Below are 21,068 nucleotides of genomic sequence, written 5' to 3'. Positions count from 1 at the left end.
CTCCGGAAAGGGGGACGAGGGTGTGGAGCACGGATGGACGGCGGGGGTGGCGCGGTGGGGCATGGCGACGGACCCGGTGGTTCCAGGGGCATCGCGAGTGGGTCGGGTCGGCCGGCGGCCTCTCGGCCGAGCGGTTCGGCCAACGGCCTTTCGGCCGGGGGTGGTTCGGCCGGAAGCGGTTCGGCCGGGGGTGGCTCAGCTCCCGGTGGCGGACTTCCAGTCCTCGACGTACGTGGTCAGGTTCTCGTCGATGTCGGACCAGTCCGGCTGGAAGACCTCGACGCCGTCCATGACCTCGGTGAGCGCGATGGCGTTGGCGTCGGTGGCCTTGACGTCCTTGCGGGCGGAGAAGCCGCCGCCGATCTCGCTGACCTGCTGCTGCGCGGCGGCGGACAGCATGAAGTCGAGGAGCTTCCTGCCGTTCTCGGAGTGCGGCGCCTTGGTGACGAGGCCCGCGGCGTAGGGAAGCGCGAAGGTGGTCGGCTTCCCGGCGGCGTCGGCGGCCTTGTCGGTGGCCTGGGGGAACCAGATGCCCAGGTTCGGCATGTCCTTGGACTGCGCGTAGTTCATCTGGACGTCCCCGTTGGCGACCAGCAGTTCGCCCTTGTCGACCTTGGGGGCGAGTTTGCCGGTGGACGCGGACGGGCCGACGTTGTTGGCCTGGAGCTTCTTCAGGTAGGCGAGCGCCGCGTCCTTGCCGCCGAAGTCGTGGATCGCCTTGATGAGCACGGCGGTTCCGTCTCCGGCGACGCCCGGGGTGGAGTACTGGAGCTTGTTCTTGTACGTCCCGTCCAGCAGCTCGTTCCAGCTGGTGGGCGCCTGCTTCAGCTCCTTCTTGTTGTAGACGAACCCGAAGTAGTTGTTGACGACGGAGGTCCAGGTAGCGTCGGCGGCCTTGTCGGCCCCGTCGACCTGCTCGGAGCCCTTGGGGGCGTACTTCTGGAGCAGCCCCTTGCCGTCGGCCTGCTGGATGAACGGCGGGAGCGTGACCAGGACGTCGGCCTGCGGGTTGGTCTTCTCGCGGACGGCCCGCTGGACCATCTCGCCCGAGCCTCCCTCGACGTATTCGACCCTGATCCCGGTCCGCTTCTCGAAGTCCTCGAAGACTCTGTCGTACCAGCCGTCCCCGTTCTCGCCCTTGAGGCCGTCCGCGCTGTACACGGTGACGACCTTGGCGTCGGAGGCAGCGGAGTCCCCGCCGCAGGCGGTGAGGGAGCCGGCGAGGGCGAGGGCGCCGATGACGGCGGCGATCGGAGTGAGGTGCCGGGAGTGCGCGTGTGCGGGCATGGCGGAATGAACTCCTTGCGGTGTCAGGGTTTTTGAGGGTGGGACGGGCGGGTGGGCGGATCAGCGGTAGGAGGCCCTGGTGCGGATCCGGGAGACGGCGGACAGGACGAGCACGGTCGCCGTCATGAGGACCACGGCGAGCGCGGACCCGGTGAAGAGGGCGCCGCGGTCGGTGGCCGCGTAGATCCGGACGGGGAGCGGGGTCCAGTCGGGCGGGTAGAGCATCATGGTGGCGCTCAACTCGCCCATGGACAGGGCGAAGCAGAGGCCCGCGGCGGCGGTCAGCGAGGGCAGCAGCAGGGGCAGCCGCACCCGCCACAGCACGGTCGAGGGCCGGGCGCCGAGCGAGGCGGCGGCCTGTTCGTAGGCGGGGTCGAGACGGACGACGGCCGCCGACACCGACCGGTGGGCGAACGCCGTGACGAGAACGGCGTGCGCGAGGAGGACGATCCACCGGGTGCCGTTGAGCAGTACCGGCGGCTGGGAGAAGGCGACCAGGACCGCGAGCCCGACGACGACGGAGGGCACCGCGACCGGCAGCATGAACAGGGTGTCGAGTACACGCCTGCCGCGCCGTCCCAGGGCGTGCCCGGCGAGCGCCGCCCAGGTGCCGACGAACAGCGCGAGCACGCTCGCGGTGACCGCGGTGACCAGGCTGGTGGTGAGGGCGTGGAGGGACTCGCCCCGGGTGGCGGCCGCGTAGTGCCCGGTGGTGAGGCCGGACGGGAGCGCGCCGGACCAGTTGGTGGCGAAGGACGCGGCGAGGACGACGAGCAGCGGCAGGGCGAACAGGGGCAGGAAGAGGACGAGGAAGACGGCCCAGACGGCCCACTTGCCCTTGCGGCTATGCACCAGCACGGCGGCTCACCACCCGGTAGAGACCGTAGAGACCCACGGAGATCAGGACGTTGACGACGGCGACGACGCAGGCTCCGGGATAGTCCGACTCCAGGATCGCCTTGCCGTAGACGAGCATCGGCAGGGTCGTGACCCCCTTCGCCCCGGTGAACAGGACGATCCCGAACTCGTTCAGGCAGAGCACGAGGACGAGGCTGCCGCCGGCCGCGAGCGCGGGCAGCGCCTCGGGCAGGATCACCTGCCGCACGATCCGGGCGGGCCGCGCGCCGAGCGAGGACGCCACCTCGATCTGCCGGGTGTCGATCCCCGAGAAGGCGGCGAGCAGGGGCCGCATCACGAACGGGGTGAAGTAGGTGACCTCGGCGAGCAGCACTCCCCACGGTGTGGTCAGGAACCGGAAGGGGCCCTCGGCGGCCCCGGTGGCGCCGGTCCAGAGCCCGTTGGCGATGCCGACCGTCCCGTACACGAACAGCAGGGCGAGCGTGATCAGGAAGGACGGGAAGGACAGGAACACGTCGATGAACCGGGCGACCGCCTTCGCTCCGGGGAACGGCACGAAGGCGATGACCAGGGCGAGCGCGAACCCGAGGACCAGACAGCCGGCCGTGGACCCCACCGCCAGCCATACGGTGGTCCAGAGCGCCTCCCGGAACGCCGTGGAGGCGAACACGTCACCGTAGGCCCGCGCCGAGGTCCCCCCGGTGTCGGGCCGGAACGACTGCCGGACGACGAGGACGAGCGGGTAGAGGAAGACGAGGCCGAGGACGGCGACGGGCGGCAGGGCCCAGAGCGCGGCGGTGGGCCGACGCCGGGGACCTCGGTTCCCCCTCACCCGCTGCCGCGCGCCGTCGTTCCGCGGGACGACGGGGGTGCCCCCGGCCCGGGCGGAGTCGGAAGCCCGGGGGATGGTGGGCGCAGCCGGCGAGGCCGGGTCACCTGTGATCACGGGCTCACCCGGCCTACCCATCGGTCACCCCCGCGGCGAGCAGTACGGCGTCCTCCGGTGCGAAGTGCAGGTCGACGAGGTCGCCCGGCGCGGGGGCGGTGCGCAGTTCCCGCAGATCGGCCATCACCCGGTGGCCGCCCACGTCGACGTGGAGGCGATGGGTCGCGCCGCGCCACTGCACCTCGGCCAGACGCCCGTTGAGGACGTTGGGGCCGGCGCCGAGTCCGACGAGGTGCGGTCGTACGCACAAGGTGGCGCCGGCACCCTCCACGGCGTCCCCCGTCGCCACCTTCAACTCGGCCCCGGCGAAGGCGACTCCGTCCGCCACCACCCGCACCGGCAGCAGGTTCGCCTCGCCCACGAAGGCCGCGGTGAACTCGGTGCGCGGCGCCCGGTACAGCTCCCGCGGTGTGCCGACGTCCCGCAGCCGGGCCTTGTCCATGACGGCGATCCGGTCGGCCAGCGTCAGCGCCTCGACCTGGTCGTGGGTGACGTAGAGGATCGACATGTCCGGCAGCTCCCGGTGCAGCCGGGCGAGTTCGGCGAGCATTCCGGAGCGCAGCCGGGCGTCGAGCGCGGACAGCGGCTCGTCGAGGAGCAGGACCCCCGGCCGGACGGCGAGCGCCCGCGCGATGGCGACGCGCTGCTGCTGCCCGCCGGACAGCTCGCGCGGGTGGCGCCGGGCGTACGCGGACATCCCGGTCATCTCCAACGTCTCGCCGACCCGTTCGCGGATCTCGCCCTTGGAGATCCCGCGCGCCCTGAGACCGAAGGCGACGTTGTCCTCGACCCGCATGTGCGGGAAGAGCGCGTACTGCTGGACGACCATGCCGATCCCCCGCCGGTACGGCGGCAGTCCGGTCACGTCGCGGTCGCCGATGAACACGCGCCCGGCGGCGGGCCGCACGAAGCCGGCGACGGCTCGCAGCGCGGTGGTCTTCCCCGAGCCCGACGGTCCGAGCAGGGCCATCACCTCGCCGGGTCCGACGGTCAGGTCGAGGGAGTCGAGAACCGTGGTGCCGTCGTAGGCGACGGAGACCCGGTCGAAGCGGATGCCGCCGCTCATCGTCGGGCTCCGGCGGCGGCGTCGGCCAGCAGCGCCGGGAGTTCGGCGACCGAGCCGAGCACGTACCCGGCCCCGGCGGCGCGCAGCGCCTCCTCCCGGTGCGCCCCGGTGAGCACACCGGCGACGACACCCGCCCCTGCGCGTACACCGCTGAGCATGTCGTACGAGGTGTCGCCGGCGACGGCGATCTGGTGGACCCCCTCCGCGGCCCCGGTCCGCAGGAAGGCCTCCAGCACCATGTCGGGATACGGGCGTCCGCGGCCTCCGGCGTCCGCGGGGCACAGCGTGAGCGGCACCAGGTCGCTCCAGCCGAGGGCGCCGAGGATCGCGTCCTGGGTGATGCGGGCGAACCCGGTGGTCAGGACGACGGTCCGGCCGCCGCCCCGGAGTTCCTCGATCGCCTCGCGGGCCCCGGCGACCGGCGCGACGTGCCCGTCGTCGACGAGTTGCCCGTACGCCTTCTCGAAGGCGGCGTTGGCGCGCCGGGCGAGGGACTCCTCACCGAACAGGTGCCGGAAGACGGAGATCTTGGACTCGCCCATGGTGGCCCGTACGTGGTCGAGCTTCGCCGCGTGGTCGGCGGAACCGGGCTCGACGCCCAGTTCCGCGGCGGCCGCGGCGAAGGCCCGTTCCACGAGGCCGCCGTCGGCGACGGTGGTGCCGGCCATGTCGAGCACCACAAGTCGTATGTCGTTCAACTCGGTCACCATCCCAGCTCGTCGGCGGTGGTCTCCGCGATCGCGGGTGAGCAGGTCATGCCGCGCCCGCCGGGCCCGGTGACCAGCCACACCCCGTCCCGCACCTGTTGGCGGTGCACGACCCGGCTCGGGTCGGTGCACTGCGCGTACACCCCGGCCCAGCGGCGCCGGATCCTCGGCAGCGGGCGGCCGAGGAAGGATTCGACGACCTCGGCGAGGTGGTCGTAGGGGTCTTCGAGGGTGTCGAAGGCGAAGGGGTGTTCGTACTCATGGGTGTCGCCGATGGTGAGCCCGCCGTCCGCGCGCTGCACCATGAGCAACTGCATCCGGTGTTCGGCGGCCGTCGGCGCCTGCGGCTGAACGGCGTCGAGCTCGTCGAGCGCCGCGCTCCGGTACGCGGGGTAGTAGCGGAAGCTGTCCGCGTCGGCGACGGAGGTGGTGAGCGGCTCGCCCAGCGGGTCGGTCTGCATCATCTGCAGCCGTACGCGCCGCACGGGCAGGCCGGGGCCCGCCAGTTCGCGTACGAGGCCGCCGAGCCAGGCTCCCGTGCACAGCATCACGGCGTCGCCGGTGTGGATGTCCCCGTGGTCGTCGCGGACGGCGTTCTCGCCGATCACCTCGCGGACCTCGCGGCCCGGCCGGAAGGTGTAGTTCGGTGACTTCAGCAGCGCTTCCCGCAGGGCCAGTTGGGCGGTGCGCGGCTCGACGGCCGCGTCCCGCTCGCAGTACAGGGCCGCTTCGAAGGCGCCGCGCAGCGCGGGGTTGACGGCTCGCGCCTGGTCCGCGCTGAGCAGTTCGTAGCCCCGGGCGGCGGCGTCGTCGCGGGCCAGGGCGGCCTCGGCGACGGCGAGTTCGCGCGCGTTGCGCACGGGGGTCAGCGACCCGCACGCCCGGAAGCCGAGGCTCGGGACCTGCGCCCCGATCTCCTCCCACAACCGCCGTGCCCTGAGGGCGGTTTCCAGCTCCTCTCCTCCGGCGCGTCCACTGACCCAGATCTGTCCGAAGTTGCGCAGCGAGGCCCCGCGGGCCTCCGCCTCACGCTCGATCTGGACGACCTCGTGGCCGCGCTCCACCGCATGCCAGGCGTGCAGGGTTCCCACCACGCCGGCTCCGACGACTATCACTCTCACGACGGCAACGCTCCTTTGGACGGGGGAATCGGGAGGGTCCGTCCGGCAACCGAATGATGAACTGCCCATCACGTTTGGGCTAGACCCGTTATCTTCACGTAATAAAAAGAGGCGGGCCGGAGCCCGCCTCACCGGCGAGGATCAGCCACCGAGACGCGCGGTGAAGGAGAACCGGTCCCCCCGGTACAGCGTCCGCACCCGCTCCAGCGGCAGCCCCCGGGTGTCCCGCGAGATCCGGTGGATCAGCAGCATCGGCAGCGCGGGAGGCGTTCCGATCAGCAGCGCCTCGCGCGGAGTGGCCAGTACGGTCTCGATCCGCTCGTCGGCGTCGCCGAACGCGACTCCGAGCCGCTCGTGGAGGTACGCGTAGAACGAGGAGTCGGGGTCGAAGTCGCGGTCGAGGTCCGGGACCCGGCCGACCGCGACGTAGGTGCTCTCCAGCCCGACCCGTTCGTCGTCCGCGAGCAGCACCCGCTCCATGTGCCAGACGGGCTCACCGCGCCGCAGCCCCGCCTCGGCGGCGAGGGGTTCCGGACAGGGGAAGCGGTCGAGGGAGACGAGCGTGCGACCGGGGGTGCGTCCCTGCCGCCGTACGCCCTCGGTGTAGCTCGCCAGCGAGAGCGGCTGCTCCAGCTTGGGACCGGCGACCACCGTGCCACGGCCCTGCCGGCGCAGCTTCCCTTCGAGCAGCAGCTCGCGGAGCGCCTGGCGCACCGTCTCGCGGGCGACCTCGTACGTCTCGGAGAGGTCGCGCTCGGTGGGCAGGAGCCCTCCCTCGCCCAGCTCCTCGACGAGCCGGGCGATGTGCGCCTTGACCGCGTAGTACTTGGGGATGCGGCCGTGCTCCGGAATACCGGAGCGGACGGGGGCGCCGGGGTCCTGGTCGTTCGGATAGTCCACGGAAACGATCGTCGCAGACGGCGTTCCCGGCACCGCTGCCAGGTGGCGGCGGCGCCGGACACCGCTGCCAGGCGCGTCGGCTTCCAGGCGTCGGCACCGGCCACCGCTCCAGGAGTCAGCGCCGACGCGGGCGCATCCGCCGGGCCAGGGCCAACAGTCCGGCTCCGAAGGCGACGAGGACGAGCGCGAGCGCGGCCAGTGCCGGCCGGTTCGCTCCGCCGGGTCCGGTGCTGGCGAGCTGGTCGGCGGACGGCGCCGTCGTGCCGGTCCCGGCGGTGGTCCCGCTGTCCGGGTCCGTACGGGCCTCACCCGTACCGGTGGTCCCGGTACCGGTACCGGTACCGGTACCGGGACTCAGGCCGGCGTCGGCACCGGTGTCCGCGGTGCCGTCCTGGCCCTCGTCCGTGCCGGTCTCCTCGCCCGGCCCCGGGTCCTCGTCCCTGACGGCGCCCTCGATCCGGAAACGGTAGGCGTTCGACTCCCCCACCCAGTCGCCGTCGTCGTCGCGCTTCTGCACGACGGCCGCGTTCGCGACGACGGAGTTCGGGGCGCCCGCGCCGGAAGCCAGGGAGAGCCGCACCTTCACCGTCAGGGTGCGGCCGGGGGCGACGGTGAACCCGGGGAAGCCGTCGTCGAACGGTCCCACGTTCTCGGCCTCGTCGCTCCGCTCGAACCTCACCCCGTGGGCCCGCTCCCCCTCGTAGAACTCCAGCCGCGCCTGCTCCGGCCGCAGCGTCCGCTTCTCGTCCACGAGGACGACGACCGGATGGATCGCGCCGCAGGGGTGCGCCGTGGTGTTGGTGAGGTCGATGTACCAGGTCCCGGAGGCGCCGCCCGCCTGATAGGCGTCGGGGCCGCCGTGGATCCGGGTCTTGATCGGGAAGTCGTGGGTGTCGGACGAGACACAGTCCGGACGGGGTTCCAGCGCGTGCGCCGGGGCCGGAGTGAACGTCACGAACAGGGCGAGAGCGGTCGGGGCGAGGGCGGTCGGAGCGAGCGGATGAGACGTACGCAGTCGCATGAGGAGCCTTTGGCCGATCGGGAGGGGGCGGGGATCGGGAGGATCGAAAGCGTCAGTCGGTACCGGGCAATGGCCTCGTGACCCTGCCACGCCGCACCCCCGCCGCCGGACCGCCATTCGGGCAGTCACCCCCGTTCGGCCCCCGGAATCCCACCGTCCGGCGGCACCCCCGCCACCCCGGCGCCCCTGCGGATCTCGGCACCCCCGCGAACCTCGTTGTGCCCACGGATCTCACTGAGGCTGCGAACCTCGTTGCACCTGCGGATCTCGGCAACCCCGCGGATCTCGTTGAGGCTGCGGACCTCGTTGCACCCGCGGATCTCGGTGGCCCCGCGAACCTCGTTGCGCCCACGGATCTCGGCAACCTCGCGAACCTCGGCGGCCCCGCGGATCTCTTCGAGCCCGCGGATCTCTTCGCGCCTGCGGATCTCGGCGAGGCTGCGGGAGGTGACGATCGAGGCCGGCCCGAGCCCGGGCGGCCACAACCGAAGCACGCGCCGCGGGCCTGCCTCCCCGCACGAGCGTCCCCACCCACCCGAACAGCCGAGCCGGCCCGGATCGGCCCGCCCCGGCCGGAGCACGCACCGCAAGCGGCCCCCGCTCACCCCTCCCCGCGCCCGAACAGCGGAGCCAGCAGCAGTTGGGCCGCGCCCTCGGCCACCCCTCGTGCTCCGCCGGGGGCCACCCGTACCGGCACCGCCGGACCGCCTCCTTCGCGCCGGGCGCGTTCCGCCAGGACGGCCCCGACACCCTGGACGAAGACCTCCTCGTGCGCCGCGACCGTGCGCCCTCCCAGCAGCACGAGGTCGATGTCGAGCAGCCCCACCAGATTCGCCGCTCCGGCGCCGAGCACCCGGGCGGCCTCGGCCACGGTCCCCCGCCCCACCGCGTCCAGGCACAGCACCTCGATGCAGCCGCGGTTCCCGCACTCGCACAGCGGCCCGTCCAGCTGGATGACCTGGTGCCCGAACTCCCCGGCCCCGGTACGGGCCCCCCGGTGCACGGCCCCGCCGATCACGAGCCCGGCGCCCAGACCCGTACCGAGATGCAGATACGCGAAGGACCCGCCGCCCACGACGCCGGGGCCGGACCGGGCGCCTGCCCCCACCGCGACCCCGAGCGCCGCCGCGTTGGTGTCCTTGTCCACGACCACCGGCAGCCCGAGCCGCCCGGCCAGCGCGGCCCGCAGGGCGAACCCGTCCCACTCGGGGAAACCCGTCACCCGGTGCAGCACTCCCAGGCTGTGGTCGAGCGGTCCCGGCAGCGCGACCCCCACACCCAGCGGTGACACCCCGTCGAGCAGGGCGGAGACCTCGCCGGCCGCCCCCTCGACCACCGCGTCGGCCCCGGCCCCCAGATCGAGCGGGGCGTGCCGCTCGGCCACCACGGCCCCGGTGAGGTCGCAGAGCACCGCGGTCAGCTCGTCCCGGTCCAGATGCAGCCCGACCGCGTGTCCGGCGTCGGGCACGAGCCGCAGCACCGTACGGGGCTTGCCGCCCGTGGACGCCAGACGCCCCGCCTCCGTCGCCAGGCCCTCCGCCCGCAGCCGCGCGGTGATCTTGCTGACGGCCTGCGGGGTCAGCCCGGTCCGCTCGGCGAGTTCCAGACGGCTGATGCCGGAGGCCCCCGCCGTGCGCAGCAGGTCGAGCACCAGCGCGGCGTTGTGACTGCGCAGGGCGGGCAGGTTCACCCCGGCCGTCCCGGCGCCCGCGCCCCCGCCGGAACCCGGATTCCCGGGGCCGCCCTGGTTCACGAAGACGCCGGAAGCCCCGCCGGCGCCGTTCCGGCCGGCAGCCCCGCCCGCGCCCTCCCTGCCGGAAACACCGACCTCCCCCGCCCCGCCCTGATCCGCGCATTCTCCCGAGGTCCGGGGTACACCTGGATTCCCGGGCATCCCCTGCGTCCCGGCCCCACCCGCATTGGTCCTGTTCACATCACCCATTGTCCCCCGCGCTTGCACTTTGGCAACAGCGTTGCGAAAGTAGGACGCATGACAGGCATGACTGGTACTGGTACGCCCCTTCGCGTGGGTCTCGTCGGCTACGGCCTCGCGGGTTCCGTCTTCCACGCCCCGCTGATCGCCACGACCGAGGGGCTCGCCCTCGACACGGTCGTCACCTCGAACCCGGAGCGCCAGGCGCAGGCCCGCGCCGAGTTCGGTGACGGACTCCGCTTCGCCGCGACGCCCGACGAACTGCTGGACCGCGCCGACGAACTCGACCTGATCGTCATCGCGTCCCCGAACAAGACCCACGTCCCGATCGCGACCGCCGCCCTGAAGGCCGGCCTCCCCGTGGTCGTGGACAAGCCCATCGCCGGCACGGCGGCGGAGGCCCGCGAACTGGCCGCCCTGGCCGACGAGCGCGGCCTGCTGCTCTCCGTCTTCCAGAACCGCCGCTGGGACAACGACTTCCTGACCCTGCGCAAGCTGTTCGCCGACGGCGAGCTGGGCGACGTCTGGCGCTTCGAGTCCCGTTTCGAGCGCTGGCGCCCGCAGCCGAAGGGCGGCTGGCGCGAGTCCGGCGACCCGGCGGAGATCGGGGGTCTGCTCTACGACCTCGGCAGCCACCTCGTCGACCAGGCGCTCGTCCTCTTCGGCCCCGCGGCCTCGGTGTACGCGGAGTCGGACGTCCGCCGTCCGGGCGCGCTGACCGACGACGACACGTTCATCGCGATCACGCACGAGAACGGGGTCCGCTCCCACCTCTACGTCTCCGCGACGACCGCCCAGCTCGGCCCGCGCTTCCGCGTCCTCGGCTCGCAGGCCGGCTACGTCAAGTACGGCCTCGACCCGCAGGAGGCCGACCTGCGCGACGGCAAGCGCCCCGGCGCCGGCGCCGAGTGGGGCGTCGAGCCGGAGGCCCTGTGGGGCCGCGTCGGCTCCGGCGAGTCCCCGCTGACCGGTGGCGGCCGTCCCGAGCCGACGGTTCCGGGCACGTACCCCGCGTACTACGCGGCCGTCGCCGCCGCCATCCGTGACGGCGGCCCGAACCCGGTCACCGCCCACGAGGCCGCCGCCGCCCTGGACGTCCTGGAAGCGGCCCGCCGCTCCGCCCGCGAGTCCGTGGTGGTGTCCCTGTGACCGCGCCCGTCGCACCGGAGATCGCCGACCTCGAGGAGCAGGAGCACCGGCTGACGCTCCAGCGTTTCACCCACGACGACGCCTGGGCCCTCGGCACCCTCCTCGTCGAACTCGCCCGTGAGCGCGAGGCACCCGTGGCCATCGACATCCGCCGCGGCGGCCAGCAGCTCTTCCGCGCGGCGCTGCCGGGTTCCACCCCGGACAACGACGCCTGGATCGACCGCAAGCGCCGCGTCGTCGAGCGGTACGGGTGCTCCTCGCTGCTGGTCGGCTCGCGCTTCCGCGCCAAGGGAACGACCTTCGAGGAGTCCTCGCGCCTCGACCCCGACACGTACGCGGCCCACGGGGGCGCGTTCCCGATCGCCGTGACGGGCGCGGGAGTCATCGGCACCGTGGTGGTCTCGGGCCTGCCGCAGGTCGAGGACCACAAGATGGTGGTGGAGGCCCTGGAGAAGTTCCTCTCCACCTAGCGAAAAGTTCCCCGCGCCCCCGCCAGGGGCGCGGGGAACCGCGTACGGCGAGCCCCGAAAGGGGCGCGAGGAACGGCGCGAGCAACCACGAAGCACCCGCAGGGGACAACGCACGGCACAGCCCCGTCAGGGACGCGGGGAACTGCGCGACCAGCCACAACGGACCCGCACCGAGAAGGGCACCCCGGCCGAAGCGAACCCACCCGGCGAACCCAGCGGAGCGCTCACGCGTCGGCGAGTGACTGCCGCTGCCGCCCCAGCCCGTCGATCTCCAGCTCGACGACGTCACCCGCCCGCAGGAACGGCTTCGGCTCGGGCCGGCCGAGCGCCACCCCGGCGGGCGTACCGGTGTTGATGACATCCCCCGGGTACAGGGTCATGAACTGGCTGACGTACCGGACGACCTCGGCGACCGGGAAGATCTGCTCGGCCGTCGTACCGTCCTGCTTGAGCTCCCCGTTCACCCAGAGCCGCAGCGACAGCGCCTGTGGGTCCGGGACCTCGTCGGCGGTCACCAGCCACGGCCCCAGCGGGTTGAACGTCTCGCAGTTCTTGCCCTTGTCCCAGGTGCCGCCGCGCTCGATCTGGAACTCCCGCTCGGAGACGTCGTGCGCCACCGCGTACCCGGCGACGTGCGCGAGCGCCTCCTCCCCGGACTCCAGGTAGCGGGCGGTACGGCCGATGACGACGGCCAGCTCGACCTCCCAGTCGGTCTTCACCGACCCGCGCGGCACGAGCACCGTGTCGTTCGGCCCGACCACGGTGTCCGCCGCCTTGAAGAAGATCACCGGCTCGGTGGGCGGCTCGGCCCCGGTCTCCCGGGCGTGGTCGTGGTAGTTCAGCCCGATGCACACGACCTTGCCGATCCGGGCCAGCGGCGGTCCCACGCGCAGTCCGTCCGCGTCCAGCGCGGGCAGCTCACCGGCCGCCGCCGCGGACCGGATCCGGCCGAGCGCCGCGTCGTCGGCGAGCAGCGCCCCGTCGATGTCGGCGGCCAGTCCCGACAGGTCCCGAAGGATCCCTTCGGCGTCGAGCAGCGCGGGTCGCTCCGCCCCGGACATACCGACTCGCAGCAGCTTCATGGTCACCGTCTCCCTCGGTCGCGGGCTGTCCGACCGACGGGTGCGGCCGTCGGAGGACCGTGCGATCCTCCAAGCTCACGGTCCAGTCCGCAAGACCCCGTTCACGGACCGGACCGACGACGGAAGGCTCCGTCAGGCGAGAGCGGCGGCCGCGGGCGCCGCCCCCGGCATGTCCCGGTAGAGCACCGCCCGCTCCACCGCGCTCCAGGTCGCGCTGGTCACCACGTACAGCGCGGCCGCCAGCGGCACCACGGCCACGGTGAACAGCGTGAAGAAGGACATGAACGGCATGATCTTGGCGACCGAGGCGAGAGCGGCCGCCTGCTCGCTCCCGGCCTCACCCGCCGCGGGCGCCGCGACGACGGCCGTCCGCTTCGTGCGCACGTAGTTGAAACCGGCCACGGCCGTGACGACGGCGAAGAGAGCCAGGTAGACGAGGCCGGCCGGCCCGAAGAGCCCGCCGTCGCCGAGCGCGTCCGCCCACCGGCCCCCGAGCGGTGCGGCGAACAGCTTGTGCCCGAGCAGGGTGTTGGCCCCGCCGCCGATCGTCGAGCTGGAGAACAGGCGGTAGAGGAGGAAGAAGGCCGGCATCTGGAGCAGGCTGGGCAGGCATCCGGACAGCGGCGACACCTTCTCCTCGGCGTGCAGCTCCATCAGCGCCTTCTGGAACTTCTCGCGGTCCTTGCCGTGCTCCTTCTTCAGCTCGGCGATCCGCGGCCGGAGCGCCGCCTGCGCCCGCTGTCCGCGCGCCGCGGCCCGCGACAGGGGATGCACGAGCAGGCGTACGAGCGCGGTGAACAGGACGATCGCCGCGGCGGCCGCCGAGCCGTGGAACAGCGGCTGGAGCAGGTCGGCGATGTGCTCGACCAGGTGCGCGAAAACGGACATGAACGTGGACATGCGTGAGCCCTCCGGGGGTCTCGTCGTGCCGGGAGTACGGAATGCGGCATGACGACCCGCGCGGGTCACCCGTGACGGAGTACCGCCCGGGGCGAACCACCGGAAGTCTCGGGGTGGGTCACCAGGAGCGGGGGGCCACCCGGGACGGAAGCCGCCGGGGTGGAGTGGAGGGGGTGTCCTACGCGGTCGCCGGGAGGGCGTGTCCGGGCGCCCTGGGGCGCGGCCGTCCGCTGGCGTCGGGATCGCGTTGCGGCAGGAAGGCCGTGCGGCGGTCGCGGTCGCGGATGGCCGTACGGACCCGGGTGGGCGGCACGACGGGCGCGCAGCGCGCCACGATGAGGGAGCAGGCCGCGAAGGCGGACCCGGCCGCGGCCGTCGCGGCGACCGCGACGGTGGCGGTGAGGGTGCCCGTGTCGAGCAGGGCGACCTCGAGGAGCAGGAGCAGCAGTACGGCGGCGGGGCGGGCATCGGCCCAGGTCCGGGTCCGGGTCCGGGTCATCGACCGCTCCTCCTCTCGTACGTGGCGCGCGTGTCTCGTACGCGGCGCGCGTGTCTCGTACGCGGCGCGCGTGTCTCGTACGCGGCGCGCGTGTCTCGTACGCGGTGCGCGTGTCCCTCCGTTCGTTATACAGGATGGTTCTCGGCGGACCGCCCGGGATCGGACGCGGCGTCCGCCACACCGTGCGAACCGCGATCCGTGTCGACCGGCTCCAGCAGCCGCCTCGGCCCGAGCAGGGCCCGGCTGACCGGATCCGCCGGGTCCCGGTCGAGTCCGGGGCCCGGCGTCATCTCGACGTCCGGGACGGGCACGACCACGGCGCAGCGGGGGCATTCGCCGTACGGACCGAGTTCCGTGCCGCAGGCGGCGTGCCGGAAGTAGCGCAGGCGGCTCTCGCCGAAGTGCTCGCGGCCCCACAGGCCGAGCGACCGCAGGGTGGGCCACAGGGCGACACCGCGGTCGGTCAGCACGTACTCGTCACGCGGCGGCGAATCCTGATAGCGGCGCTTCTCGAGGACGCCCTCGGCGGTGAGCGCCTGGAGACGGGCCGCGAGCACGGCCCTCGGGATGCCGAGGTGCACGAGGAAGTCGTTGTAGCGCCGTACGCCGTAGAGCGCGTCGCGGATGACGAGAAGGGTCCAGCGCTCGCCGACGACCTCCAGCGCGCGGGCGATCGAGCACTCCTGCGTCGCGTAGTCCTTGCCCAGAGCCATGACCCCACTGTAGCCACTTTCCGACACGTTGGTTCATTGAACGAACCTAGGTGGTATCGTCTACGCAAGCTCAAGGTTCAATGAATGAACCCACCGCCCGGATCAACCCGACCGAACCGACCCACGGAAGCGAAGACAGCCCATGACCCGGCTCGACCGGCCCGACACCAGCACGCGGCCCGCACACGCCACCGGCGTCTCCCCGGCCGCCCCGGCGGAAACCGCTCCGCGGGCCACCCCGACCCTCGTCCTCACCAGCGCCGCCACCGCCGTGGCCCTGATGACGTACACGGCCCCGATGGTCACGCTCCCCGACACCGCGGCCGCGCTGCACACCTCGGTCTCCGCCCAGGCCTGGCTGCTCAACGGCACCCCGCTGGGCCTGGCCGCGCTGCTCCTGGTCGCGGGCAGTCTCGCGGACGACTACGGCCGCCGCCGGATCTTCCTCGCCGGCACCGTCGCCCTCGGCCTCACCACCGCCCTGGGCGCGCTCGCGGGCTCCACCTGGCTGTTCACCCTGGCCCGCATCGCGCAGGGAGCGGCGAGCGCGGCCATCCTCGCGAGCAGCCTGGGCCTGATCGTGCACGCCTTCCCGACCCCGCGCGGGCGGCTGCGCGCGACGGGGGTGTGGGGCGCGTTCGTCAGCGGCGGGATCGCCGCGGGCCCGCTCCTCGCGGGGGCCCTGGCGAGCTGGAACTGGCGGATGGCGTACGCCGTCCTGGGCGCCGCCGCCCTGGTCGTCGCCCTTCTCGGAACCCGCGCCCTGACCGAGTCCCGCGCACCACGCGGCGGCCGGCCCGACCTCGCGGGGGCGCTGACCTTCGGCCTCGCGCTGGTGTCGCTGGTGGCGGCGCTGACGCTCGGCCGCGACGGCTGGCTGCGCGCGCCGGTGGTCCTGCTGACAGCGGCGTTCCTCGTCCTGATGGCCGCGTTCGTCGCCGTCGAACGCCGCAGCGGGACTCCCATGATCGACCTCGGTCTGCTCCGGCACCGCCGCTTCCTCGTCTCGTCGGCGGGCGGACTCTTCACGGGCCTCGCGGTGATCGGCCTGTTCAGCTTCCTGCCGGCGCTGCTCCAGCGGACGCTCGGGATGTCCGCCATGGACACGGCGTGGTTGTTCCTGCTGTGGTCCGGCCTCGCCTTCACGGTCGCCCTCCAGGCCCGCCGTCTCGCCGGCCGGGTCTCGCACCGCCATCAGCTCGCCCTCGGTTTCGCGCTGCACGCGGCCGGTGTCCTGACGATGCTCGGCGCGATCGGCTCCGGCTCCTGGCTCCGCCTGCTCCCGGGCTTCGTGCTCTCCGGGGTGGGCAGCGGCCTGCTGAACGCCGCGCTGCCCCTGCTGGCCGTCGAATCCGTGCCCGCGACCCGCACGGCGATGGGCTCGGGCGCCCAGCAGACCTTCCGCTACATCGGTTCGTGCGCCGGGGTCGCCCTCACGATCGCCCTGGTCACCACCGCCGGCGGACCGGCGCACGGCGCGAACATCGCGATCGTCGTGTCGGCCGGGCTCGCAGCGCTGGCCGCGGCGAGCGTTCTGGTCCTGCGGGACCGGGCGTGAACCTGGTCCTGCGGGACCGGGCGTGAACCTGGTCCTGCGGGACCGGGCGTGAACCTGGTCCTGCGGGACCGGGCGTGAACCCTGACCGTCACCGGGGCTGCATGGAGGTGAGCTTCCCCCACACCGCCATGCGGTACCGGGAGGTGTAGTCGGGGGTGCACGTGGTGAGCGTGATGTAGTACCCCGGCTCCGTGTACCCGTACGACGGCCGGACGGTGCTGCGCGGCACCGGGCGGATCACCCCGACGTCCCGCGCGGAGGTCCGCGACAGCGTCCGGTCGACGGTGTACGTGTAGACGGCGGCCTTCGTCTCGACGGTGATCGTGTCACCGCGCCGGAGCCTCGGGAGGTACCGGAACGGCTCCCCGTGCGTGTTCCGGTGTCCGGCGAGCGCGAAGTTCCCGGCCTGCCCCGGCTGCTGGGTGCCCTTGTAGTGGCCGACGTAGCCCTTGTTCAGGACGCCCGCCTTGCCGACCCCCTCCGCGACCGGCACCCGCAGGGAGAGCCGCGGAATGCCGAGGACGGCGTAGGCCTGGGACCAGCGGGGCCGCTCCTGAACGCCGCCGCCCCCGGATCCGGACGGGGAGTTCCGCCCCGCCGTCCGTCCGGTCCCGTCCTTCGCGTCCCCGCCGCTCCCGGCCGCCGCACCGGCACCGGACTCCGCGCCACCACCGTTCCCGGCACTCCCCGTGACCGGGGTCCCCCACTCCCGCTCCAGCGCCTGCACCTTACGCTCGGCGCCGTGCCGCGCCTGCCGGTTGGTCCACCACAACTGGTGCGCGACCAGGAGGAGCAGCACCACTCCGACGGTGACGAGCACCTCGGCGCCGCTCCAGACCGCTCGCCGGTACGCGGCGCGCCGTCGCCGCGTACCGTGGTGCACGACCCCCGGAGCCCGCATCCGTACGCCCCCTTCGCCGGGCGCACGATAGGCGTCGGCCCGCCAACTCTCCAGCCCCGCGCGGCTCCTGTCCGTACGGACCCTCCTCCGGCACCCTTCAGCGCCCCCTGCCGAGGCTTCCTCCACCGGTTTTAGAAAGGGCTGCCACAACCCTCGACAACCTCAGGCGCCACACCCGATGCTTCCTGATGGCATCAGCGGGACGGGCAAGCGCCGGCGGGAACGCCCCGGCGACCGAGTTCGAAGTCGAGTCGACAGCCACGGCCAACTCCGTTGCGATCAGCGCGGGTTGCGCCGAGACGGACGGAGAAGCCAGCCATGATCCGACGCAGAACACTTCTGGCCGCCACGGGCGGTACGGTCCTCGGCGGCGCCCTGGCGACGGGCACGGCCCGCGCGGACGCGACGATCGCCGTCAACCCGGCCACGACGTACGGGAAATGGGAGGGGTGGGGCACCTCCCTGGCGTGGTGGGCAGGCGTCTTCGGTGCCCGCGACGACTTCGCCGACCTCTTCTTCACCACCAAGTCGACGACGTACAACGGGATTTCGCGTCCGGGTCTCGGACTGACCATCGCCCGCTACAACCTCGGCGCGTGCAGCTGGAACGCCGTGGGCGGCGAGACCATGACCGCCTCCGCCAACATCCCCTCCTTCAAGCAGATCGAGGGTTACTGGCAGGACTGGAACAACGAGGACCCGACGTCCTCGGCCTGGAAGTGGACGGCGGACGCCACCCAGCGCGCCGCCCTCACCAAGGCGACGGCGCGCGGCGCGACGAGCGAGCTGTTCGCCAACTCCCCCATGTGGTGGATGTGCCTGAACCACAACCCGTCGGGCGCGTCCGGCGGCGGCAACAACCTCCAGTCCTGGAACTACCGCCAGCACGCCTCCCACCTCGCGGCGGTCGCCCTCTACGCGAGGACGAACTGGGGCGTGGACTTCGCCACCGTGGAGGCGTTCAACGAGCCCGCCTCCAGCTGGTGGACGTCCACCGGCACCCAGGAGGGCTGCCACATGGACGCCTCCGTCCAGTCGGCCGTACTCCCCTACCTGCGCACCGAGCTGGACAGGCGAGGCCTCACGTCCACCAGGATCTCCGCGTCGGACGAGACGAGCTACGACCTGGCCCGTACGACATGGAACTCCTTCAGCTCGACGACCAAGGCCCTGGTCAACCGGGTCAACGTGCACGGCTACCAGGGTTCGGGCGGCCGCCGGGACCTTCTCCACACGGACGCCGTGACGTCGTCCGGCAAAGCCCTGTGGAACTCCGAGTACGGCGACGGGGACGGCACCGGCCTGACCCTGGCGAGCAACCTCCTCCTCGACTTCCGCTGGCTGCACCCGACCGCCTGGGTCTACTGGCAGGTGATGGACCCCACGGCGGGCTGGGGCATGATCAAGTACGACGCGAGCACCCTGACGGCCGGCGCGGTCGAGACGAAGCTCTATGTGATGGCCCAGTTCAGCCGCCACATCCGCCCGGGTATGACGATCGTGGACACGGGCGTGGACTACGCGGTGGCGGCGTACAACGCGACGGCGAAGCGCCTGGTGATCGTCGCGGCGAACAAGGCGACGTCGGCCCAGACCCTGACCTTCGACCTCTCCCGCTTCACCACGGTCTCCGGCGGCACGGGCGGCCTGGTCCCCCGCTGGAACACCCTGACGTCCGGCGGCGGCGACCTCTACACCGCCCACTCGGACACCTACCTCGGCGGCAAGTCCCTGGCGGTGCCGTTCGCGGCGCGGGCGGTACAGACGCTGCAGGTGGACGGGGTCGTGGTGTGAGGCGGGACCGAGGGCCTCGACGGCGCGGGCCGCCGCGGCCCGGCCACGGACGGCCGACCGCCACCCGGGCGACGCGTCGAAGCGGCCGACGCGACGTGAAATATGCCATCGGGGACTCCCGCGTCTCTGGCCAGCAGGTCTCTCTCCTTGGTGGCCCGGCGGCAGTACGGTGTCCCCCATGCGCCCCGACACGCCTGCCGAGAACGTCGACCACACCGCCGAAGCGGCTCGCCTGGAGCGGACCGCCGGCCTGTACCCGGAGGACGCCGAGCACCTGCTCCTGCAGGCCGCGGCCCACCTCGAACTGGACGGCGACCGCCCCGGCGCCACCACCCTCTACGACCGCCTCCTCTCCTCGGACACTCCCGAGACTCCCCTGGAGAAGCCGTATCTGGTCCGCGCCCTCAAGGCGTCGAACCTGTGGGAGTACGGCCACGAGGCCGAGGCCCGCGCGATCATCGACGGAGTCCGGGCGGCGGCCCCCCGCGACCCGGCCCCCTGGGTGATCGTCGCGGAGGCCTTGGAGTCGCACGACGAACTGGAGGCGGCCCAGGACACCTTCACCGAGGGAACGACCCTGCTCCTGACGGACGTGGCGGAACCCCCCTACTCCACACTCCCCCTCCTGTTCGGCCGTCACCGCGTGCGCCGCATGCTGGGCGCGGCGCACGACGAGTGGGACGCGCTGGCCGACACCCTGCACTCGTCCCCGATCTCCCTGGACGAACTCCACGACCCCAAGCGCGTCTGGTCCCTCGGCTCGGACAACCCGGCGGAACTCCAGGCCGAGATCACCCGCCTCCAGGCCGAACTGGGCGCCTACCGCGAGGCCCTGTCCCGTCCCTTCCCGGTGGCGGTCCTGCACTGGTCGGCCCCCGAACTCACGGAACTGACCACCGCGTACCCGGACCTCACCGCCGAGTACCCGTCGCACGACGAGCACCTCGCGACGATAGAGGCGTCCCTGCGCGAACTGGCCGGCTCGGGCACCCCGAACCTCGGCATCGTCACCGCCACGGTCCCCTCCTACGAGGCCTTCGCCGCCTCGGAGGCCTCCTCCCCCTCGGACACGACCCTGCTCCCCCAGTACGCGACGACCCTGGCGGCCCGGGGGTTGGCGGTGGCTTGGCCGCCGCAGCGGGGAAGTGGGTGTTGGTGTGGATCGGGGCGGGGGTACGAAAGGTGTCACGGGGTGTAGGTAGCCATGACATAGGACGAACGGTCTTTCTGCCGGATCAGGCAGGTCACGGTGAGCCCACCCCTGGCTCGCCCTTGCTCTGATTCTTCGCGGCCGTGTGACTGTGTGAGAGCGTCCATGTCGTACAGTCCGCCCTCCGCGCCGGCAGGGCGGACTGTCGATGCCGCCAGGTCCAATTTCGAGCGGCCCGACGACCGGCCATACCGGCGCCGAACGCAGGCTGGCACGAGCTTGCGGGTCGGAATCGAGCCGGTCCTGCGGTAGGACTCGGCAGATCCTCGGCAGGCGGTAGCAAAACGGATACGCAAGCCATCCAGTCCGACTGCATCCCGGGGTCGGGTAGGGGCACGTCTCTTCGGAGTGCGCTCATGGGGGCACTTACCGGAACAAAGCTGATGGACGCCTGGTGCGACGGCAGGGGTGAAACACTCGCCCCGCCGGCACAATGCTCATGTGTCAGATGCCGCCCCCTCCTCCCCCTCCGTCTCCGCCCGCATGAGTCGCCAAGGCTCTCGCGACACGGCCCCCGAGGTTGCCGTTCGGCGACTCCTGCACGCAGCCGGACTGCGATACCGGGTGAACGTGCCGGTACCCGGGATGTCGCGTCGCACCATCGACATCGCGTTCACCAAAGCCAGAGTCGCAATCTTCCTCGACGGCTGTTTCTGGCACGGCTGCCCGGAACATGCCACCCACCCCAAGGCGAACGCGGAGTGGTGGCGCAAGAAGCTCGACCGCAACATGAGTCGAGACATCGAGACGACCGAACATCTCGCAGCGTCAGGCTGGACGGTACTGCGCTTCTGGGAACACGAGTCCGCCGCGGACGTTGCGCACACCATCACCACTTCCTTGCCGACCAAACAGGCACCTTCGCTCCGGCTTCCCTCCACTGTCGACTCCACCGAGGACTGTGAGCCCGACAACCAATCGTGACCCTGATCCACTTATCAACAACCACATCA

General features: G+C 72.4%; 20 protein-coding genes. 6 read left to right on the top strand and 14 right to left on the bottom strand.

What is annotated here, in order from left to right; genetic code table 11:
- Positions 1 to 195 precede the first annotated feature (195 nt).
- The 9 genes from ACFYW9_RS18370 to ACFYW9_RS18330 all read right to left on the bottom strand — a co-directional run bounded on the left by ACFYW9_RS18370 (position 196) and on the right by ACFYW9_RS18330 (position 9,596).
- Positions 196 to 1,287, bottom strand: a complete 1,092-nt coding sequence (locus tag ACFYW9_RS18370) for a 2-aminoethylphosphonate ABC transporter substrate-binding protein (protein WP_389151014.1) — start codon at positions 1,285 to 1,287, stop codon at positions 196 to 198.
- 60 nt (positions 1,288 to 1,347) lie between these two features.
- Entirely contained in the window at positions 1,348 to 2,145 is a 798-nt protein-coding gene (locus ACFYW9_RS18365) for an ABC transporter permease (protein WP_389151011.1), read from the bottom strand.
- On the bottom strand, positions 2,132 to 3,088 hold the full coding sequence (locus ACFYW9_RS18360; RefSeq protein ID WP_389151142.1) for a 2-aminoethylphosphonate ABC transporter permease subunit: 957 nt from the start codon (positions 3,086 to 3,088) through the stop codon (positions 2,132 to 2,134). The genes ACFYW9_RS18365 and ACFYW9_RS18360 overlap by 14 nt, the downstream gene beginning before the upstream one ends.
- Before the next feature lie 16 nt (positions 3,089 to 3,104).
- Complete coding sequence (locus ACFYW9_RS18355; RefSeq protein ID WP_389151008.1) at positions 3,105 to 4,157, bottom strand: ABC transporter ATP-binding protein; 1,053 nt, start codon at positions 4,155 to 4,157, stop codon at positions 3,105 to 3,107.
- A complete protein-coding gene (locus tag ACFYW9_RS18350; RefSeq protein WP_389151005.1) occupies positions 4,154 to 4,867 on the bottom strand; it encodes an HAD family hydrolase in 714 nt (237 codons plus the stop codon). The genes ACFYW9_RS18355 and ACFYW9_RS18350 overlap by 4 nt, the downstream gene beginning before the upstream one ends.
- The gene (locus ACFYW9_RS18345) at positions 4,861 to 5,985 is read right to left on the bottom strand and encodes a TIGR03364 family FAD-dependent oxidoreductase (protein ID WP_389151002.1); all 1,125 of its coding nucleotides are present in this window, start codon (positions 5,983 to 5,985) and stop codon (positions 4,861 to 4,863) included. The genes ACFYW9_RS18350 and ACFYW9_RS18345 overlap by 7 nt, the downstream gene beginning before the upstream one ends.
- A gap of 141 nt (positions 5,986 to 6,126) precedes the next feature.
- Entirely contained in the window at positions 6,127 to 6,885 is a 759-nt protein-coding gene (locus ACFYW9_RS18340) for a GntR family transcriptional regulator (protein ID WP_351861769.1), read from the bottom strand.
- A 115-nt stretch (positions 6,886 to 7,000) separates the two neighbouring features.
- Positions 7,001 to 7,906: a hypothetical protein gene (locus ACFYW9_RS18335; RefSeq protein ID WP_389150998.1), complete on the bottom strand. Its 906-nt coding sequence runs from the start codon at positions 7,904 to 7,906 to the stop codon at positions 7,001 to 7,003.
- Positions 7,907 to 8,507: 601 nt separating this feature from the next.
- On the bottom strand, positions 8,508 to 9,596 hold the full coding sequence (locus tag ACFYW9_RS18330; protein WP_389150995.1) for an ROK family protein: 1,089 nt from the start codon (positions 9,594 to 9,596) through the stop codon (positions 8,508 to 8,510).
- A gap of 300 nt (positions 9,597 to 9,896) precedes the next feature.
- Between ACFYW9_RS18330 and ACFYW9_RS18325 the strand changes: the two genes are divergently transcribed.
- Together ACFYW9_RS18325 and ACFYW9_RS18320 are read left to right on the top strand one after the other, a co-directional pair.
- Complete coding sequence (locus ACFYW9_RS18325; RefSeq protein WP_328452076.1) at positions 9,897 to 10,988, top strand: Gfo/Idh/MocA family oxidoreductase; 1,092 nt, start codon at positions 9,897 to 9,899, stop codon at positions 10,986 to 10,988.
- On the top strand, positions 10,985 to 11,458 hold the full coding sequence (locus ACFYW9_RS18320) for a heme-degrading domain-containing protein (protein WP_389150991.1): 474 nt from the start codon (positions 10,985 to 10,987) through the stop codon (positions 11,456 to 11,458). Before ACFYW9_RS18325 ends, ACFYW9_RS18320 begins: the two co-directional genes overlap by 4 nt.
- A 224-nt stretch (positions 11,459 to 11,682) precedes the next feature.
- Here ACFYW9_RS18320 and ACFYW9_RS18315 read toward each other — a convergent pair whose 3' ends face one another.
- The 4 genes from ACFYW9_RS18315 to ACFYW9_RS18300 form a co-directional block, all read right to left on the bottom strand.
- A complete protein-coding gene (locus ACFYW9_RS18315; protein ID WP_389150988.1) occupies positions 11,683 to 12,540 on the bottom strand; it encodes a fumarylacetoacetate hydrolase family protein in 858 nt (285 codons plus the stop codon).
- Positions 12,541 to 12,672: 132 nt separating this feature from the next.
- Positions 12,673 to 13,428 carry a YidC/Oxa1 family membrane protein insertase gene (locus tag ACFYW9_RS18310; protein ID WP_389151139.1) on the bottom strand — a complete coding sequence of 252 codons (756 nt, stop codon included), beginning with the start codon at positions 13,426 to 13,428 and terminating at the stop codon, positions 12,673 to 12,675.
- Between the two features lie 190 nt (positions 13,429 to 13,618).
- Positions 13,619 to 13,939, bottom strand: coding sequence for a DUF6412 domain-containing protein (locus ACFYW9_RS18305; protein WP_389150985.1), 321 nt, complete (start codon positions 13,937 to 13,939; stop codon positions 13,619 to 13,621).
- A 125-nt stretch (positions 13,940 to 14,064) separates the two neighbouring features.
- Positions 14,065 to 14,652, bottom strand: coding sequence for a winged helix-turn-helix transcriptional regulator (locus ACFYW9_RS18300; protein WP_389150982.1), 588 nt, complete (start codon positions 14,650 to 14,652; stop codon positions 14,065 to 14,067).
- Positions 14,653 to 14,794: 142 nt separating this feature from the next.
- Here ACFYW9_RS18300 and ACFYW9_RS18295 point away from each other — a divergent pair, with 142 nt between their 5' ends.
- Positions 14,795 to 16,210 carry an MFS transporter gene (locus ACFYW9_RS18295; protein WP_389150979.1) on the top strand — a complete coding sequence of 472 codons (1,416 nt, stop codon included), beginning with the start codon at positions 14,795 to 14,797 and terminating at the stop codon, positions 16,208 to 16,210.
- Between the two features lie 88 nt (positions 16,211 to 16,298).
- Here the strand turns inward: ACFYW9_RS18295 and ACFYW9_RS18290 are convergent, their stop codons facing one another.
- The gene (locus ACFYW9_RS18290) at positions 16,299 to 17,111 is read right to left on the bottom strand and encodes a class E sortase (RefSeq protein ID WP_389150976.1); all 813 of its coding nucleotides are present in this window, start codon (positions 17,109 to 17,111) and stop codon (positions 16,299 to 16,301) included.
- 318 nt (positions 17,112 to 17,429) lie between these two features.
- Here ACFYW9_RS18290 and ACFYW9_RS18285 point away from each other — a divergent pair, with 318 nt between their 5' ends.
- The 3 genes from ACFYW9_RS18285 to ACFYW9_RS18275 all read left to right on the top strand — a co-directional run bounded on the left by ACFYW9_RS18285 (position 17,430) and on the right by ACFYW9_RS18275 (position 21,039).
- Positions 17,430 to 18,905 (top strand): beta-1,6-galactanase, encoded by a 1,476-nt coding sequence (locus ACFYW9_RS18285; RefSeq protein ID WP_389150972.1) that lies wholly within the window; start codon positions 17,430 to 17,432, stop codon positions 18,903 to 18,905.
- 178 nt (positions 18,906 to 19,083) lie between these two features.
- Positions 19,084 to 20,103: a hypothetical protein gene (locus tag ACFYW9_RS18280; protein WP_389150969.1), complete on the top strand. Its 1,020-nt coding sequence runs from the start codon at positions 19,084 to 19,086 to the stop codon at positions 20,101 to 20,103.
- A 495-nt stretch (positions 20,104 to 20,598) separates the two neighbouring features.
- Positions 20,599 to 21,039: a very short patch repair endonuclease gene (locus tag ACFYW9_RS18275; protein ID WP_389151136.1), complete on the top strand. Its 441-nt coding sequence runs from the start codon at positions 20,599 to 20,601 to the stop codon at positions 21,037 to 21,039.
- Positions 21,040 to 21,068: the final 29 nt, after the last annotated feature.

The sequence above is a fragment of the Streptomyces sp. NPDC002698 genome, from assembly GCF_042888945.1.
Classification (GTDB): domain Bacteria; phylum Actinomycetota; class Actinomycetes; order Streptomycetales; family Streptomycetaceae; genus Streptomyces.
The sequence above is the reverse complement of the archived record's forward strand: the minus strand, read 5'-3'. Positions and strand labels throughout refer to the sequence as shown.

Bases quoted from the DNA above. Each gene is read 5' to 3' on its own strand.
- ACFYW9_RS18295 (WP_389150979.1), top strand. From the start codon at position 14,795: ATGACCCGGCTCGACCGGCCCGACACCAGCACGCGGCCCGCACACGCC.
- ACFYW9_RS18305 (WP_389150985.1), bottom strand. From the start codon at position 13,939: ATGACCCGGACCCGGACCCGGACCTGGGCCGATGCCCGCCCCGCCGCC.
- ACFYW9_RS18355 (WP_389151008.1), bottom strand. From the start codon at position 4,157: ATGAGCGGCGGCATCCGCTTCGACCGGGTCTCCGTCGCCTACGACGGC.
- ACFYW9_RS18315 (WP_389150988.1), bottom strand. From the start codon at position 12,540: ATGAAGCTGCTGCGAGTCGGTATGTCCGGGGCGGAGCGACCCGCGCTG.
- ACFYW9_RS18285 (WP_389150972.1), top strand. From the start codon at position 17,430: ATGATCCGACGCAGAACACTTCTGGCCGCCACGGGCGGTACGGTCCTC.
- ACFYW9_RS18350 (WP_389151005.1), bottom strand. From the start codon at position 4,867: ATGGTGACCGAGTTGAACGACATACGACTTGTGGTGCTCGACATGGCC.
- ACFYW9_RS18280 (WP_389150969.1), top strand. From the start codon at position 19,084: ATGCGCCCCGACACGCCTGCCGAGAACGTCGACCACACCGCCGAAGCG.
- ACFYW9_RS18300 (WP_389150982.1), bottom strand. From the start codon at position 14,652: ATGGCTCTGGGCAAGGACTACGCGACGCAGGAGTGCTCGATCGCCCGC.
- ACFYW9_RS18275 (WP_389151136.1), top strand. From the start codon at position 20,599: ATGAGTCGCCAAGGCTCTCGCGACACGGCCCCCGAGGTTGCCGTTCGG.
- ACFYW9_RS18370 (WP_389151014.1), bottom strand. From the start codon at position 1,287: ATGCCCGCACACGCGCACTCCCGGCACCTCACTCCGATCGCCGCCGTC.
- ACFYW9_RS18335 (WP_389150998.1), bottom strand. From the start codon at position 7,906: ATGCGACTGCGTACGTCTCATCCGCTCGCTCCGACCGCCCTCGCCCCG.
- ACFYW9_RS18290 (WP_389150976.1), bottom strand. From the start codon at position 17,111: ATGCGGGCTCCGGGGGTCGTGCACCACGGTACGCGGCGACGGCGCGCC.
- ACFYW9_RS18310 (WP_389151139.1), bottom strand. From the start codon at position 13,428: ATGTCCGTTTTCGCGCACCTGGTCGAGCACATCGCCGACCTGCTCCAG.
- ACFYW9_RS18325 (WP_328452076.1), top strand. From the start codon at position 9,897: ATGACAGGCATGACTGGTACTGGTACGCCCCTTCGCGTGGGTCTCGTC.